Here is a 16,912-nt window from a genome sequence, read left to right as displayed (position 1 = left end):
CGGGCAGCAAGCCGTTCATATATGGATCGGTACGGGATATGGACGGCGGGGCCCTAGCGGGTCAAGGGTAGTATAGCTGTTTCGGTGGAGGGTCAGCGTCATGGAAATCGAGGAGGAGCCTCGTCCAAAGCACCGTCTTTTCTCCCCACTCAAGCTCGATGGCGCCGCTTCCGAGGAGCTTCGCGCCTATATCGACGACCTGCGGGAGGAGATCGCGCGGGTCGAGGCGGAGCTACAGCGCAAACAAGCGCATCTCACGGCGGCGGCGGCCTTTTTCAAGCCAGCGCCGTAAGGCTGCAGGCATAGGCTGGAACAGCGCTCCAGCACGGCAAATGCCGGCCGGCTGGGGCATCCCCGCTGGCAAAGACCAGCATGCGATAGCCCTCGCGGAGAAAACTTTCGTCCGGTTCCTCGCGCAGGCCGATGCTCGACAGCACCATGCAGGAGGCAGTGTTGACCTCCCGCGCGACGGCGATGATGCGAGGCAGACCGATCTGGTCGTGCCCGAAGCGAATCGCCGCCGCGGCGGCCTCACGTGCCAGCCCATGGCCGCGTGCTTCGGGCCAGAAGGCGAAGCGCAGCGCCATGCCGCGTCCGTCGCCCCGCTCCCGGATACCGGCCATGCCCACGAAAGCGTCGCTCGGCGCCTCCCGCACAGCCCAGAGGCCGATGCCGCAAGCGCCCCAGGCCAGGATATCCGCCGCCAACTCCAACGCGCATTCCTGCGGCGTCCGCACCCCGCCCAGCATCATGGCGTAAGCGCGCGGATCCGCCTTGAGCGCCGTCAGATCGGCTAGATCCCGATAGGCGACGGGCCGCATCGTCAGCCGGCCCGTCCGGATAACCCTGCCGCCACCAGTATCAGCGCTCGCCCATCCCATGCGCCAATAATGGCGAGCCTCTCGAAACCCCCAACCACCGGCGGCGCAGGTCAGGCCCGCGCCGCCGCCAGAATCGAAGAAAGCCGCGGTGCCCGACGCGCTACCGCGCCAACGGCCGGTACTTGATGCGATGCGGCTCGGTCGCTGCGGCGCCCAGGCGGCGGCGCTTGTCTTCCTCATAGGCCTGGAAATTGCCCTGGAACCATTCGACATGGCTGTCGCCCTCGAAGGCCAGGATATGGGTCGCCAGCCGATCCAGGAACCAGCGATCATGGCTGATGATCACCGCGCAGCCTGGGAACTCAGCCAGCGCCTCCTCCAGCGCCCGCAACGTATCCACGTCGAGGTCGTTGGTCGGCTCGTCGAGCAGGATGACGTTGGATTCCGTCCGCAGCATCTTCGCCAGATGCACCCGGTTGCGCTCGCCGCCCGAGAGGATGCCGACCTTCTTCTGCTGGTCCGACCCCTTGAAGTTGAAGGCGCCCACATAGGCGCGGGACTGCACCGTCCGCTTGCCGAGATGGATCACATCCGTGCCGCCCGAAATCTCCTGCCAGACGCTCTTGTCGGGGTCTAGCGTGTCGCGGGACTGATCGACGTAACCCAGCTTCACGGTATCGCCGATGCGCAAGGCGCCGGAATCCGGCTCCTCCTGCCCAAGGATCATGCGGAACAGTGTCGTCTTGCCGGCGCCATTGGCACCGACCACGCCGACGATGCCGCCCGGCGGCAGCTTGAAATCGAGATCGTCGATCAGCAGCCGATTGCCGAAGGCTTTCCGCAACTTCTCCGCCTCGATCACCAACCCACCCAGGCGAGGGCCGGGCGGAATGACGATTTCGGCGACGCCCGTCTGCATCTCCTGGCTCTTCGCCTGCATCTCCTCGTAGCGGCTGATGCGCGCCTGGCTTTTGGTCTGGCGCGCGCGGGGAGAGGAAGCGATCCACTCGGCCTCGGCCGTCAAGGCGCGCTGGCGGGCGCTTTCCTCCTTCTCCTCCTGCTGCAGGCGCTTGCGCTTCTGGTCGAGCCAGGAGGAGTAGTTGCCCTCGAAGGGGTAGCCGCGGCCGCGCTCGATCTCCAGGATCCAATTGGTCACATTGTCCAGGAAGTAGCGGTCATGGGTGATGATCATCACCGTGCCCTGAAACTCCCGCAGCGTATGCTCCAGCCAAGCCACGCTCTCGGCGTCCAGATGGTTGGTCGGCTCGTCCAATAGCAACAGGTCGGGCTTCTCCAGCAGCAGCCGGCAAAGCGCGACCCGGCGCCGCTCGCCGCCCGAAAGCTTCGTCACGTCGGATTCCGGCGGCGGGCAGCGCAGAGCGTCCAGCGCGATCTCGATCTTGCGATCCATCTCCCAGCCGTCACCGGCGTCGATCTTTTCCTGCAGAGCCGCCTGTTCGGCGAGGAGCGTGTTCATCTCCTCATCCTCCATCGGCTCGGCGAAGCGCTCCGAGATCGCGTTGAAACGGTCGAGCGCCGCCTTCACCTCGGCGAAAGCCTCGGCCACGTTCTCGCCTACCGTCTTGGTGGCATCGAGCTCGGGTTCCTGCTGGAGGTAGCCGATCTTCACGCCATCGGCGGCCCATGCCTCGCCACCAAACTCGGTCTCGATCCCGGCCATGATCTTGAGCAGGGTGGATTTACCCGCCCCGTTCACCCCCAGCACGCCGATCTTCACCCCGGGGAGGAAGGAGAGGGTGATTCCCTTGAAGACTTCCCGACCCCCCTGATAGACCTTGGTCAGGTCTTTCATCACGTAGACGTATTGATAGCTGGCCATGGCAGTGCTCCCACAGGGCCTGCGGGAGGCTCGAAGCCCGCGGACGGCCGTGATCTAAGGAATGGGTAGTACGGGGCAACTGCGCCCGGCAGGAATCGAACCCGCAACCAAGCCGTTATGAGCGGCCCGCTCTAACCGTTGAGCTACAGGCGCAGAGTGGCGCAGCATATCCCGCAGGCCTTGACGAATGGCAAGCGCGCGCTTGGCAAGCGATGAAGATTAGGGGAGGGTGCGCGCCACACAGCATTCACCGCGCCTGGAGGCATTTCCTATGGATTTGAGCAAGCTGACCGCCGGACGCGAGCCACCGTATGACATCAACGTCGTGATCGAAATTCCGCAGGGCTCTGCGGTGAAATACGAGATTGACAAGGAAAGCGGCGCGATCGTCGTCGACCGCTTCCTGTTTACGCCCATGGCCTATCCCGCTGCCTATGGCTTCGTTCCCAATACACTGTCCGAGGATGGCGATCCGGTGGATGCACTCGTTCTCGTCCCGGCGCAGGTCGTGCCGGGCGCCGTCATCCGGGCACGGCCCATCGGCGTGCTGTTCATGGAAGACGAGTCCGGCAAGGACGAGAAGATCATCTGCGTGCCGCACGACAAGGTGCACCCGCAATACAAGGACAATACCGAGCTTGCGAGCCTGCCCGAGATCACTCGCAAGGTCATCGAGCACTTCTTCACGCGCTACAAGGATCTGGAGCCCGGCAAATGGGTGAAGGTCGTCGGCTGGGGCGACCGGGCGCAGGCGGAGGAAGCGATCTCCGCTGGCCTTAAGGCATATGCGAAGAACGGAGCCTAACCAGCTTTCGTTAAGCCATTACTTGGCGCCTGAATCACCGTGAATTAACCGAGGGCCATCTATGCCACGCCTTACACGCCGCTCCGGTGCGGCGTGTAGAAGGTGAGTTGTTCCTCCTTGAAATCTCCAAGAAGTCCAACGGTCCGGCGCCAGCGCCCGGCAACCGATGTAGCGCGCGATATCTCGGTTCCGCTGGCGTCGGAATCCGCGCGAAACCCCGCCTCCGAGGGCGATCTTCGGCGTGCCGTCGCCCGGGCCGCCTTCGCGGTGGACTACCAGCCGCGCCATGCGATGCGGACGGGAGCTTTTATCGGTGCGGAAGCCTTGCTCCGGTGGACCCACCGGCGGCCAGGCCGCGGCGGTTCCGGCGGCGGCTCGCCGGAAAACGATCGCGTGGACTCCGCCATAGAAATCGGCGGCCTGGCGCTCAGCCTCGCCTGTCTTGAGGCGACCGCGTGGCCGGGTTCGAATCACCTCCTCTCAATCAAGGTTTTGACCGAGCAGTTGCGCTGCGACCTCCTCTGCCTCCACGTCGCGGAGGCGCTGGCGCTCTCAGGCTTGCCGCCGGAGCGTCTGGAACTCGGTCTGCCGGAAGACGTGCTCCTCACCGTCGATGACGACGCGCTCTTCGCCGTGGCGGCCCTGCGCGACCTAGGGGTCCATCTCTGTCTTGACGAATTCGGGCAAAACCTCACCAGCCTCTCCGCCCTGAAGCGCATTCCCGTGACCGCGCTCAAGCTCGACCGCGCAATGATCCGCCATCTTTCGCAGGATGAGGACGCTGTGACCGTGCTGCGAGCAGTGATGCAAACGGCCAGCGCTTTCGGCCTCGCCGTCTGCGCCGACGGGATCGAGAACGAAAGACAGCGCGCGATCCTCCTAAATCTGGGCTGCGAGCAGGGTCAGGGCACCCTTTTCAGTGCGGCACTCTCGCCGGTGGAAGTGGCCGCGCATCTACAACGCGGAAGCCTCCTTGCGCTCTCAGCGATGGTGTGAAGCGCGGCGCTCCGCCGCGTCGCCTGCGCCCGGGATGCCGGCTAACGGATTTGACATCCCGCCGCAGGGCTAGCAGTTGACCGCCATGCTAATGTCAAACGTCCTGCGCCTCGCGGCGCCTTCGCCGGCGGAGCGGCCATGACGTCCAACGACGAGATCACCGAGACCATCCTGCGCCTCGCGTCCGAATATGGCGGCGAAACATCCTTCAGCCCCTCCGACGTAGCCCGCGCCTTGGCCGAGAACTGGCGGCCACTCCTGACGCGCGTGCGCAATTCCGCCCAACGCCTGTCGGAAGCGCAGAGGATCGACATCCTGCGCCACGGCAAGGTGGTTCCGCCCGAGGCCATGCGCGGCGTCATCCGCCTACGTCTCAAGACCGCATGACGAAGATTACGGCGCGCGCCGATGCCCAGGGGATGAGCTAATGCGTCGTTCGATGCGCCAACTGGGGCCCGTCCTGAAGGACGCCTGGCGCCTGTCACTCCCCTACTTCAAGTCTGAAGAGAAACTCGCCGCCAACGCGCTGCTCTTCTCGATCATCGCGCTCAATCTCGCGATGGTCGGCATGAACGTCGTGCTGAACTTCTGGAACGGCGCCTTCTACGATTCGCTGCAAACCCGCGACTGGAACAGCTTCGTCAGCTTGCTGTTCCTCTACAAAAAAACACCACATGGCTTTCTGCCCGGCTTCTGCGGCATCGCGGCGGTCTATATCCTCGTCGCGGTCTATTCGACCTACCTCAACCAATGGTTGCAAATCCGCTGGCGCCGCTGGCTGACACGGCGATATCTCGACGACTGGTTGGGCGACCGCGTCTATTACCGCATGAGCCTCGTGGCCCGCCCCGGTGGCGAGGGCACCGACAACCCCGATCAGCGTATCTCGGAGGATATCCGGGACTTCGTGGACAACACGCTGTCTCTCGGCCTCGACCTGCTGTCCAACGTCGTGACCCTGTTCAGCTTCGTCGGCATCCTGTGGTCGCTCTCGGGCGCGATGAAGATCTTCGGCTTCAATATCCCCGGCTACATGGTCTGGGTCGCGCTGATCTACGCCGTGGTCGGCACTTGGCTGACCCATCTCATCGGCCGCCCCCTCGCCCGCCTCAGCTTCGTGCAACAACGCCGCGAGGCGGATTTCCGCTTCGCCCTGGCCCGCATGCGCGAGAATACCGAAGGCATCGCCCTCTATCACGGTGAGGACGAAGAGCATGGCGAGCTGGAAAAACGCTTCGGCGGTGTGATCGAGAATTGGTGGGCGATCATGCGACGGACCAAGGCGCTCAATGCCCTGACCTCCGGCTACGGGCAGATCGCGACCATCTTCCCGATCGTGGTGGCCGCGCCGCGCTATTTCTCGGGCGCCATCCAGCTCGGTACCCTGACGCGGATCGCCAGCGGCTTCGGCCAGGTGCAGGGCGCCATGTCCTGGTTCGTCAGCAGTTACGCCAGCCTCGCCTCCTGGTCCGCCATCGTCGAGCGTCTCGGCTCCTTCGAGCGCGCGATCCAGGAGGCCAAGTTGCATGGCGGTGACGGCGCCGAGCGGGTCAAAGCCGGCGAGGCGGTCACGCTGGACGACGTCGGCCTCTTCCTGCCCGATGGCAAACCCTTGATGGAGCACGCGCGTCTCAGCCTCACACCCGGCGAGGCGACCGTGATTTCGGGTGCCTCGGGCTCCGGCAAGTCGACCCTGTTCCGGGTATTGGCCGGCATCTGGCCCTATAGCCGCGGCCGCATCACGCTGCCTGCCGGCAGCTCGATGTTCCTCCCGCAGCGGACCTACCTGCCGCTCGGCACGCTCCATCGCGCCATCACCTACCCGGCGGATGCCGCGACACTACCAGACGGCGAGGTTGAGGAAGTGTTGACGGCCATCGGCCTCGGCCACTTCCTGCCCGAGTTGGAGGAGCACCGGAACTGGGCTCTCAGCCTCTCGGGCGGCGAGCAGCAGCGGTTGGCGATCGGCCGCGCTCTGCTTCTCAAGCCGGATTGGCTATTCCTCGACGAAGCGACCGCGAATCTCGACCCTGAGGCCGAGCAGCAGCTTTACGACCTGCTGCGCACCCGCCTGCCTCGGACCACCGTCGTCTCGATCGCCCATCGCGAGTCCGTCGCGCGCCTGCACGAGCGCCGCATCCTCCTCAAGGGCGGCCGCCTCGGCGACATCGGCGGCCCGCTCACCACCGCCGCCGAGTGAACTTGTGACGATGGAGAGCTATCGCGCGATCGACCTCCGCGACGGGACCACGCCGAACGCCGCAGTGAACGCGATTGTGCGCTTGTGCAAACGGTGAACCCGTCGGGAACGGTCTAGCGGAGAATATCGTTGGTCTGAACCGAGCTCATTCCACCTCGTCATGCTCGGCGAAGGCCGAGCATCCACGCCTTCCTTGGCTCGACGAAGGCAAGGCGTGGATGACGCGCCTTCGCGTGTCATGACGGATCTGTGGGTCGCGGCTCAATCAGCCTTCATCACGCCCTAATAGAGGCGCCTGCGATACAGCGACGAGCCAGCCCGCCGCTCGCCGAGAGCGAGGCATGACACAGCGCCCCCTTCGGCCGGCTTTCGATCGCACTGAAACCCGACAGCATTCCTCGCGGTCTCTGCGGCCTCCCAGCCTTCGCCGGCCTCCCCGGCTCCGACTGAGGTTGCGGGTCCGCGCCTCAACCGCCATAGAAGCGGCCCCTTTCACCGTTTCGATCGAGAGACCAGTGCCATGCCCGCCATCACCCTGCCCGACGGTTCCGTGCGAGACTTCGCGGCACCGCTGACGGGCACGGCGTTGGCCGCCGCCATCGGCCCCGGCCTCGCCCGCGCTGCCTTGGCGATGAAGCTCGACGGCAAATTGGTCGACCTCGCGCGGGATATCGACCACGACGCCGCCGTGACCTTCGTGACCCGCAAGGACCCGGAAGCGCTGGAGCTCATCCGCCACGACACTGCCCATGTCCTGGCCGAGGCGGTGCAGGCGCTGTTCCCCGGCACCCAGGTCACCATCGGCCCGTCCATCGAGAACGGCTTCTATTACGACTTCGCGCGCAACGAGCCCTTCACGCTGGAGGACCTCCCGACGATCGAGGCCAAAATGCGCGAGATCGTCGCCGCCAACGAACTCTTCTCCCGCGAAGTCTGGGACCGTGACGACGCCATCCACTTCTTCCAGGAGCGGGGCGAGCGCTACAAGGCCGAGCTCATCCAGGACCTGCCGGTCAGCGAGACCATCACCCTCTATCGCCAGGGTGACTGGATCGACCTCTGTCGCGGCCCGCATATGCGCGGCACCGCCGATGTCGGCACCGGCTTCAAACTGACCAAAGTAGCCGGCGCCTATTGGCGCGGCGACCACCGCAACGCCATGCTCAGCCGCATCTACGGCACCGCCTGGCGTGACCAGAAGGAACTCGACGCCTATCTCCATCAGCAGGAGGAGGCGGAGCGCCGCGATCACCGCCGCATCGGCCGGGAGATGGACCTCTTTCATCTGCAATCCGAAGCCCAAGGCTCGGTCTTCTGGCACCCCAAGGGCTGGCGCCTCTATCGCACCGTCGAGGACTATATCCGCCGCCGGCAAAACGCCGCCGGTTACGACGAGGTGCGCACGCCGCAGCTCGTGGACCGTTCGCTGTGGGAAGCTTCCGGCCATTGGGAGAAGTTCCGCCATCACATGTTCATCGCCACGGTGGAGGAGGAGCCGGACGTCACCCTGGCCCTCAAGCCGATGAACTGCCCCTGCCATGTCCAGATCTTCAACCACGGTATGCGGAGCTATCGCGAGCTACCGTTGCGGATGGCCGAATTCGGCTCCTGCCACCGCTACGAGCCTTCGGGCGCGCTGCACGGCATCATGCGGGTGCGCGCCTTCACCCAGGATGACGCTCATATCTTCTGCACCGAGGAACAGATCGGGCCGGAGACCGTGCGTTTCGTCAAGCTGCTGTCCTCGATCTACCAGGATCTCGGCTTCCCCGATTTCCGCGTGAAATTCGCTGACCGCCCGGATGTGCGAGCTGGCTCGGACGCTGACTGGGACCGCGCCGAACGCGCGCTCCACGAAGCCTGCGCCACAGCAGGCGTCGCATACACGGAGAATCCCGGCGAGGGCGCCTTCTACGGCCCGAAACTCGAATTCGTGCTGCGCGACGCCATCGGCCGCGACTGGCAGTGCGGCACGCTGCAGGTCGACTACGTGCTGCCGGAGCGGCTGGACGCGGAATATGTCGGCGAGGATGGCGCGCGCCACCGTCCCGTCATGCTCCACCGCGCAATCCTCGGCAGTTTCGAGCGTTTCCTCGGCATCCTGATCGAACAATATGCCGGACGCTTCCCGCTCTGGCTCGCCCCGGTGCAGGTCGTCGTCGCCTCGATCGTCTCCGATGCCAACGACTATGCGGAGGATGTCGCGAAGCGCTTCCGCGCGGCCGGGCTCTCGGTCACCACCGACCTGCGCAACGAGAAGATCAATGCCAAGGTACGTGAGCACAGCCTTGCCCATGTGCCGGTCATCGCGGTGGTCGGACGGCGCGAGGCGGAGGAGCGGCGCGTGAGCCTTCGCCGTCTGGGCGTCGAGCGCCAGGAGGTTTTGGGTCTGGAAGAAACTGTGACGCTGCTCGCTTCCGAGGCTCGGGCGCCGGACCTCCTCTGACCCGGCCGCGGCTGCACTAGCTACTTCGGATAGGGGTCCGGCCGGGGCGCTCAGTCCTCGCCGGACAGCCTTTCCTTTACGCTCAAAGCAAGCCTGCAACGACGAGCCGTGACTTGCAGTTGGGCGCCAGGAAGACGATATTGTCCCGCAATGGGTGGTGGCGGCCGCGTTTCTTTATTGAAACGCGGGTCGCGCCGCCCTAACCAGCGTTGTGCCATACACTTTGACAGGAGCGATCCATCCCTAGACCACCCCAAACTGCTCTGCCATCGCGCGGCGACGGCCCCCGCGTGAACGAGGAGATCCGCTCCGCCAATGTCCGCCTGATCGATCAGGACGGCGAGATGGCGGGCGTGATGACTGGCCGCGAAGCACTCCAGCGAGCCTTCCAGGTTGGGCTCGATCTTCTGGAAATCAGCCCGAACGCTGATCCGCCGGTCGTCAAGATTCTCGATTTCGGCAAGTTCAAATACGAGCAGCAAAAAAAGAAGAACGAGGCCAAGAAGAAGCAGAAGGTCATCGAGATCAAAGAGATCAAGGTGCGCCCGAACATCGACGAAAACGACTACCAGGTTAAGCTTCGCGCGATGAAAAGCTTCATCGACGAGGGCGATAAGGTGAAGGTCACGCTACGTTTTCGTGGCCGCGAAATGGCTCACCAGGATATCGGCGTGCGTGTGCTGGAACGAATCCGTGCGGACATGGATGTGCAGACCAAGGTCGAGCAGATGCCGCGCATGGAAAATCGCCAGATGGTGATGGTGCTTACGCCTCGGTAGCTCCGGCGCGTCCACAGAAATCGGCCACAACCGGGCGCCGCGGCAAGCTGCCGCGACCCGGGCGTGACGCCTCAATGACAAGGATACCCACGGTCGATGTCCAAAGAAGACATGATCGAATTCAGCGGAATGGTTGCCGAACTTCTGCCCAATGCGATGTTCCGGGTGAAGCTAGACAACGATCATACGATCCTGGCCCATACCAGCGGCAAGATGCGCAAGAACCGCATCCGCGTGCTGGCTGGCGACCGGGTCAATGTGGAGATGACACCGTATGACCTGAGCAAAGGGCGGATCACCTTCCGCTTCAAGTAGTCTTTCGTGCACGGCCTGGTCCTGGCCTCCGCCAGCCCGCGCCGCCGCGCCTTGCTGGCCCAGATCGGCATTACGCCCGATCGCGTGACCTCTCCCGACATCGACGAGACACCCCACCCCGGCGAACTGCCGCGCGACTACGCGCTGCGGCTTGCGCGGGACAAGGCGGCCTCCGTAGCGGCCCCCTTCGTGCTGGGCGCCGACACCGTTGTCGCCGTCGGGCGCCGCATTCTCCCGAAAACCGAGACCGAGGACGAGGCCCGTCGCTGCCTCGATCTGCTCTCCGGCCGTCGCCACCGCGTCCACACCGCCGTCGTCCTCCTCGAGGAGAGCGGCCGAAGCCGCCACCGCGTCGTCGACAGCATCGTGACCTTCAGCCGGCTGACGCGCGCCGAGATCGACGTCTATCTCGCGTCCGGCGAGTGGCGCGGAAAGGCAGGCGGCTACGCCATCCAGGGCCAGGCCGCTCGCTTCATCCGTTTCCTGTCAGGCAGCCACTCGAACGTCGTCGGCCTGCCGCTGTTCGAGACGGCGCAGCTTCTCAACGCTCTAGGCGGTGACGCCCGCATCGCGCAGCTCACGGTCCTGCCGAAGGTCTAGGAGATTGGCGGCGAAATGGCGTGTCACTCTCTCGCAACTTGGTGCACTGTTCTGATTTCAAATCGAAAACGCGGAGATTTGTAAAGGACCTTCTTCTTATCCTGCGCTGCGACCTAACGAGAGGGCAGGATGACCAAAAGCATAAGAATTTACCCGAGTGAATCGACAAAGGCGGCCGCGTTTTCCCCCCACAACGAAGGTATTTTTTGGGCCGAGCTGGATCAGTGCAGTCACAAGCCGACGGGCCGGATCGCGAACGAAGACCCTGAGCTTAGCGAGGTTAAAGGCCAAATTCAGACCTTGCGAAGCAAGCACAACCGCAACAATGAGGACATCGGGAACCTGCGCAACCTGGTGAACTCCGGACATCAATCGCGCCTCCTCGAACAGATCGCAGTTCTGCTCAAGGATTATGGCGCCGGTTGCCGGCGCCGCGACATCGCAAACAACAAGCTTCCAGCCTCCACCAACAAATTGGAGCAAGCCAAACGACAACGCGACCTCTCCACACGAAACGTGGAAGCGGACAACCAACTCTTTAAGGATGTCTCAATCGCAGTAAATCAGGCGAGCGACTCGGGTTACCAGAAAAAGATCCTCGACATTCTTGGCCCAGTGCAAAGGAGGCTCCAACTCCCGATTCCATTCGATCCGGCGCCCGCTGGCTGACCGCACTTCGCCGCATTTTGTAAAGACCCGCTCCAATAACGGTCGACGGCGAACACCGGCCGAATCAAGCCGGCGTTCGATCTCATCCGTGAAAGCGACACCTGTGGGTTCGACGGAAAGGCGCGGCGCTCAAGCAATCTCCCGCATGTTCGTTGCCATCAGGTCGCTGAAATAGTCGATCGTCTGCCCCAACCCCTCCTCCAACGCCACGCTTGGCGCCCAGTCCAGCATTGCCCGGGCCCGCGAAATATCCGGGCAACGCTGCATCGGGTCGTCCTGAGGCAGCGGCCGGAACACGATCCGGCTTGCTGAACGTGTGAGCCTCAGCACGGTCTCGGCCAAGGCCCGTACCGAAATCTCATGCGGATTGCCCAGATTGATCGGGCCCACCACATCGGCGCCGCTCGCCATCATCCGGCGAATACCGTCGATCAGATCCGAAACATAGCAGAAGGCGCGCGTCTGAGTGCCCGCACCGAACAAGGTGATGTCGTCGCCACGCAATGCCTGGGTGATGAAGTTGGAAACCACGCGCCCGTCATTCGGGTGCATCCTTGGCCCATAGGTGTTGAAGATCCGCGCCACCTTGATCTTCACGCCGTGCTGCCGCCGATAGTCGAAGAACAATGTCTCCGCCGCCCGCTTGCCTTCGTCGTAGCAAGCGCGGGGACCGAGCGGATTGACGTTGCCTCGGTAGTCCTCGGTCTGCGGATGAATCGTCGGATCCCCGTAAACCTCGCTGGTCGAGGCTTGAAACACCGTTGCCCCCGTACGCTTGGCGAGACCAAGCATATTGATGGCACCCATCACACTCGTCTTCGTCGTCTGCACCGGATCGAATTGGTAATGCACCGGCGAGGCCGGGCAGGCCAGATTGAAGATCTCGTCAACCTCGACATAAAGCGGAAAACTGATGTCGTGTCGCAAGATTTCGAAATTCGACTGATTCAGCAGATGCGCTACATTGTCTTTGCGACCGGTGAAGAAATTATCGACACACAACACATCGTGACCAGACCGGACCAAGCTGTCGCAAAGATGAGAACCTAGAAACCCGGCGCCGCCCGTAACCAGCACACGCTTGCGCACTAAATCCTTCATGGCGATATCCCGAGTTCGCGAACCGCAGACACTCGGAACACTCTAGCAACGAACGCGACCGTTCAAGCCCCAACTTCAAGCAGCCTTGTCACCCGCCGCCACCTCGTCGGCCAACCGCTGCACCGCCGGGCCATCGACCTTGCCCGAACCCAGCAGCGGCACCGCCTCCACCACGCGCACTTCGGCGGGCACCATGAGTTCGGTAGCGCCATGTGCGCGAGCATGAGCGGTCAGTTCCCCGCGCGTGGCACCTTCCTGATTGGTGAACAGGATGAGGCGCTCGCCCTTCTTGGCATCCGGAATCGCCGCCACCGCGACGATCGCCTCAGGCCACAACTCGCCCGCCAGGATCTCGACGGCCGCGAGCGAGATCATCTCCCCGCCAATCTTGGCGAAACGCCGCGCCCGGCCGCGAATGGTGATGTAACCGTCGCTATCGATCGAAACGATATCGCCGGTATCGTACCAGCCATCCTGCGGCGGCTCGATGACGCCCGGTGTCTCGAAGCGCAGATAGCCAAGCATCACATTCGGCCCGCGTACCTGCAGTCGCCCGGCACCCTCGATGCCGGGAACTGGCGCGAGCCGCGCCTCGATCCCCGGCAATAGCTGTCCTACGGTGCCGAAACGGTTGAACATCGGCGTATTGAGCGCGAGCACCGGCGAGGTCTCCGTCACCCCATAGCCTTCCAGCAGCCGCAGCCCGAATTTCTCCAGATAGACCGCGCGCGTTACCGGCCGCACCGGCTCCGCGCCCGCGACCACGTAACGCAGCGAGCGGAAATCGTACGGATTGGCGGTGCGCGCATAGCCGGCGAGGAAGGTATCCGTGCCGAACATGATGGTCGCGTTGCAGCCATAGACCAGCTCCGGAATCAGCCGGTAATGCAGCGGCGACGGATACAGATAAACCGGCACGCCATAGGCCAGCGGCAGCATCAAGCCGCAGCTCAGCCCGAAGGAATGGAAAACCGGCAGCACATTGAACAGCCTGTCGCCACGGCCGAAATCGATCCGCGCCGCCGCCTGGGCGATATTGGCCAGGATGTTCCGATGGCTGAGCACCACGCCCTTCGGCATCCCCTCCGACCCCGAGGTGAACAGGATCACCGCCGCATCATCCGGCAGGCGACGGGCCAACGGCCGCCCGCCTTGCAGCAACCCCCGCAGCTTGGCGGCGGTCCCGAGGCTTTTCCGCAGATCCTCCAGATACAGCAGCTTGGGATGCACCCCCTCCGCCCCCGCCTCGATCGCCGCCACTACACGGTCGAGCTGGCCTTTTTCGACGAAGGCGCGCGAGGTCACGATGGTGCCGATCCGCGCCGCCCGGCACGCCGCCAGGATATTCGCCGGCCCGGCCGTGAAGTTCAGCATCGCCGGCACCCGCCCCGCCGAGACCAGGCCGATGATCAGAGCCGCCGTCGCATTGGCGTTCGGCATCAGCACGCCCACCGCCTCGCCTACCGGTGCCAGCGGCGCCAGCGCCCGCCCGAGCACCGCGGCGCCCGTCAGCAGCCGCCCGTAGGTCATCGTGCCGGAGGTCGGGTCCTGCACCGCGATCCGCTTGCGCCCATGCTCCCGCGCGGCAGCGGCGACGGCCTGGAACAGCGTCCGGTCGATAGGCGAAGTGGCGAAAACCAGCTCGGAGAGGATGCGGTACAGTGCCGCCCCTCCGGCGACCCGTCGCGGCCGGCCGCGCAGCTCGGGACCGATCACCAGAGGCTGCGGCGGCAATACCGTCACCCGCAGGCGCGGAAACAAGCGGCGCCGCACCTGTTCCGGCGCCAGCCGCGAAAACAGGCTGTTCTCCAGCCCGTCGATCCGCACTGGCACGATCATGGCACCGCTCTTGTCGGCCACCATCGCCGCGCCGTCATAGACCTTCATCAGGCTGCCGGTGACGGTGATGCGCCCCTCCGGGAAGATCACCACCGGCGAGCCCGCCGCCACCGCATGGATCAGCACCCGCGTCGCGAAGGGCCGCGCCGGATCGAGCGGCAGAGCCTGGCCGAGGCGCAGCAAAGGCCGCACCCACCATCGCCGCGCGACCTCCGCATCGATCGCAAACACCGGAGAGGTTTCCACCAGCGCCAGCGCGACCCCGGCATCGAGCCAGCTCACATGGTTCAGCGCGATCAGGCTGCGCGGACCGGCCTTGGCGATATTCTCCGCCCCCGTCACCTCGATGCGATACAGCAGCCGCAGCAGCATCCACAGCAGATCGCGCGCCGGCTCGGTCGGCAGCCGCGCCAGCATGACGCCCGAGGCGATCAGACTCGCCAGCCCCATGGCGCCGAGCAGCACCGACTCCCCGGCCCCGAGCTTCTGGGCGAAGGCCACCACCAGTGCGCCCGCCGCCATCGCCGCCGCCGAAATGACATTGACGCCGCCGACCACGCGCGCCCGCCGCTCCGGCCCCGCCCAGGCCTGTACCGCCGCGAAGGTCGGCACCACCAGCAGGCCACCGGCGGCGCTCAACCCGACCAGATCGGCCAGCACATGCCCAAGATGAGCGGGGAACAGACGCAGGGCGCCTGCCTGCCTCGGCAGATCATGCGTGACCCACCACAGATCGATCAGGAACACGCCCATCAGCGCCATGCCGATCACCGCCGGCAGCAGCACGATCCGGCCGCCCGCCAGCCAGGCGGCAAGGCCCGAGCCGATGCCGATGCCGACCGAAAAGGCCACCAGCGCGATCGTCGCCGTGCCGGTCTCGCCGCCCAGCACGTTCCGCACCATCGCCGGCAACAGAGCCAGCGCGATGGCGCCCACCATCCAAAACCAGCTCGTGGCGAGGCTCGCGCGCCAGATGCGGCTATCCTGCCGAAGGTCGCGCGCCAACCCCCAGGTCGAGGCGAAGACGTTGCGCCGGACCCGAAGTTCCGGCGCTGCCTCGCCCGTCGGCGGAATAAGCCGCGCCGCCAGCCAGGACAGCACCGCGAAGACGACGACCGTTACCGCCAGCACCACCCGGCCGCCCGGTATCGCGACTGCGAGCCCGCCCGCCACGGTGCCGCCGAGGATCGCGAGGAAAGTCGCGAATTCGACCAGGGCATTGGCGGCGGTCAGCCGGTCGCGCGGCAGGTGATCCGGCAGAATCCCATATTTCACCGGCCCGAAAAGCGCCGAGATCGTGCCGAAGACGAAGAGTGCCGCGAACAGGACCGGCACGCTCGCCATCAGGAAACCCAGAACCGCGAGCGCGGATGCCGCCATCTCCGCGAGCTTCAGCCTCTGGGCCAGCAGCGCCTTGTCCAGCCGGTCCGCGAGTTCTCCACCCAGCGCCGAGAGCAGGAAGAAGGGCGCGATGAAGAAAGCCCCGGCCAAAGTCACCAAGGCGCTGCCTGACTGGCCCGCGCCGCCAGCCCCCGTCGTGCCCCACAGGATGAGGAACAGCAGGGCGTTCTTGAGGAAATTGTCGTTGAAGGCCGAGAAGAACTGGCACCAGAAGAGCGGCGCGAATCGGCGCTCCGCTAGCAGCGGCCGCCTCCCGCCTGCCGCACCGCCCGATATGCCGTCCGCCGCCCCCAAGCTCTCGGGCTTCATGCGCGCTCCTTGGTTCTCGCAAGCGAGGCTACGTGGTTGGCCAAGGCCGGGAAAGGCCGCCCCCTCAGACGACCACCCGGCGGCTTAAATCGCGGCTCAGCTAGGCGCATCCGCTTTGCGGTTCCCCTAAGCCCGCCTCTCCGCTATTCCGCCGCTCAACGATCCGCACGAAAGACAGACCCATGCCCGACACCGCAGCGCGCACGACGGCCGAAGACTTCAAGGTCCGCGACATCAGCCTCGCCGGCTGGGGCCGCAAGGAGATCCTCATGGCCGAGGACGAAATGCCCGGCCTGATGGCGCTCCGCGCGGAATACGGCAAGGAGAAGCCCCTGGCCGGCGCCCGCATCGCCGGCTGCCTCCACATGACCATCCAGACCGCCGTGCTGATCGAGACGCTGACCGCGCTCGGCGCCACCGTGCGCTGGTCCTCCTGCAATATCTTCTCGACCCAGGACCACGCCGCAGCGGGCGTCGCCGCCGCCGGCATCCCCGTCTTCGCCTGGAAGGGCATGAACGAGGAGGAGTTCTGGTGGTGTATCGAGCAGACGGTGCGCGGCCCGGACGGCTGGACCCCGAACATGATCCTCGATGACGGCGGGGACCTCACCGTTCTGATGCACGACAAATACCCCGAGATGCTCGCCGATGTTCGCGGCATTTCCGAGGAGACCACGACCGGCGTGCATCGCCTGTGGGAGATGGCCAAGGCCGGCAAGCTGCTGACCCCCGCCATCAACGTCAACGATAGTGTAACAAAGTCGAAATTCGACAACCTCTACGGCTGCCGC

General features: G+C 64.9%; 15 protein-coding genes and 1 tRNA gene. 11 read left to right on the top strand and 5 right to left on the bottom strand.

Annotation, left to right across the window (positions count from 1 at the left end):
• Positions 1 to 100: 100 nt before the first annotated feature.
• Positions 101 to 292 carry a DUF1192 family protein gene (locus tag GSQ83_RS28475; RefSeq protein WP_158806359.1) on the top strand — a complete coding sequence of 64 codons (192 nt, stop codon included), beginning with the start codon at positions 101 to 103 and terminating at the stop codon, positions 290 to 292.
• On the opposite strand, the gene GSQ83_RS28470 is transcribed toward GSQ83_RS28475, so the two are convergent.
• From GSQ83_RS28470 to GSQ83_RS28460, 3 genes are all read right to left on the bottom strand, one after another.
• A complete protein-coding gene (locus GSQ83_RS28470) occupies positions 276 to 1,061 on the bottom strand; it encodes a GNAT family N-acetyltransferase (RefSeq protein WP_371418095.1) in 786 nt (261 codons plus the stop codon). The genes GSQ83_RS28475 and GSQ83_RS28470 overlap by 17 nt on opposite strands.
• Positions 982 to 2,661 (bottom strand): energy-dependent translational throttle protein EttA, encoded by a 1,680-nt coding sequence (gene ettA, locus GSQ83_RS28465; RefSeq protein WP_158806357.1) that lies wholly within the window; start codon positions 2,659 to 2,661, stop codon positions 982 to 984. Before ettA ends, GSQ83_RS28470 begins: the two co-directional genes overlap by 80 nt.
• A gap of 80 nt (positions 2,662 to 2,741) precedes the next feature.
• Positions 2,742 to 2,814, bottom strand: a tRNA-Ile gene (locus GSQ83_RS28460).
• A gap of 118 nt (positions 2,815 to 2,932) precedes the next feature.
• Here GSQ83_RS28460 and ppa point away from each other — a divergent pair.
• The 9 genes from ppa (at position 2,933) to GSQ83_RS28415 (ending at position 11,471) form a co-directional block, all read left to right on the top strand.
• A complete protein-coding gene (gene ppa / locus GSQ83_RS28455; protein ID WP_158806356.1) occupies positions 2,933 to 3,466 on the top strand; it encodes an inorganic diphosphatase in 534 nt (177 codons plus the stop codon).
• 117 nt (positions 3,467 to 3,583) lie between these two features.
• The gene (locus GSQ83_RS28450; protein ID WP_158806354.1) at positions 3,584 to 4,462 is read left to right on the top strand and encodes an EAL domain-containing protein; all 879 of its coding nucleotides are present in this window, start codon (positions 3,584 to 3,586) and stop codon (positions 4,460 to 4,462) included.
• Positions 4,463 to 4,600: 138 nt separating this feature from the next.
• A complete protein-coding gene (locus tag GSQ83_RS28445; protein ID WP_158806352.1) occupies positions 4,601 to 4,849 on the top strand; it encodes a DUF3253 domain-containing protein in 249 nt (82 codons plus the stop codon).
• Positions 4,850 to 4,889: 40 nt separating this feature from the next.
• Positions 4,890 to 6,662, top strand: a complete 1,773-nt coding sequence (locus tag GSQ83_RS28440; protein ID WP_254065968.1) for an ABC transporter ATP-binding protein/permease — start codon at positions 4,890 to 4,892, stop codon at positions 6,660 to 6,662.
• A gap of 520 nt (positions 6,663 to 7,182) precedes the next feature.
• Positions 7,183 to 9,108, top strand: a complete 1,926-nt coding sequence (gene thrS, locus GSQ83_RS28435; RefSeq protein ID WP_158806350.1) for a threonine--tRNA ligase — start codon at positions 7,183 to 7,185, stop codon at positions 9,106 to 9,108.
• A gap of 263 nt (positions 9,109 to 9,371) precedes the next feature.
• Positions 9,372 to 9,887, top strand: coding sequence for a translation initiation factor IF-3 (infC, locus tag GSQ83_RS28430; RefSeq protein WP_216850633.1), 516 nt, complete (start codon positions 9,372 to 9,374; stop codon positions 9,885 to 9,887).
• Between the two features lie 96 nt (positions 9,888 to 9,983).
• Positions 9,984 to 10,202, top strand: a complete 219-nt coding sequence (infA, locus tag GSQ83_RS28425) for a translation initiation factor IF-1 (protein WP_158806349.1) — start codon at positions 9,984 to 9,986, stop codon at positions 10,200 to 10,202.
• Between the two features lie 6 nt (positions 10,203 to 10,208).
• On the top strand, positions 10,209 to 10,802 hold the full coding sequence (locus tag GSQ83_RS28420) for a nucleoside triphosphate pyrophosphatase (RefSeq protein ID WP_158806347.1): 594 nt from the start codon (positions 10,209 to 10,211) through the stop codon (positions 10,800 to 10,802).
• 129 nt (positions 10,803 to 10,931) lie between these two features.
• The gene (locus GSQ83_RS28415) at positions 10,932 to 11,471 is read left to right on the top strand and encodes a hypothetical protein (RefSeq protein WP_158806345.1); all 540 of its coding nucleotides are present in this window, start codon (positions 10,932 to 10,934) and stop codon (positions 11,469 to 11,471) included.
• A gap of 129 nt (positions 11,472 to 11,600) precedes the next feature.
• Here GSQ83_RS28415 and GSQ83_RS28410 read toward each other — a convergent pair whose 3' ends face one another.
• Entirely contained in the window at positions 11,601 to 12,572 is a 972-nt protein-coding gene (locus tag GSQ83_RS28410) for a UDP-glucuronic acid decarboxylase family protein (protein ID WP_158806343.1), read from the bottom strand.
• A gap of 75 nt (positions 12,573 to 12,647) precedes the next feature.
• Entirely contained in the window at positions 12,648 to 16,121 is a 3,474-nt protein-coding gene (locus tag GSQ83_RS28405; protein WP_158806341.1) for an acyl-[ACP]--phospholipid O-acyltransferase, read from the bottom strand.
• 182 nt (positions 16,122 to 16,303) lie between these two features.
• Between GSQ83_RS28405 and GSQ83_RS28400 the strand changes: the two genes are divergently transcribed.
• Positions 16,304 to 16,912, top strand: a 609-nt coding sequence (locus tag GSQ83_RS28400; RefSeq protein WP_174246754.1) for an adenosylhomocysteinase, incomplete at its 3' end; no start/stop codon positions are given.

Origin of the sequence: Acidisoma sp. L85, from assembly GCF_009765865.1 — a bacterium.
Classification (GTDB): domain Bacteria; phylum Pseudomonadota; class Alphaproteobacteria; order Acetobacterales; family Acetobacteraceae; genus Acidisoma.
This window is presented reverse-complemented; position numbering and strand designations above follow the sequence as displayed.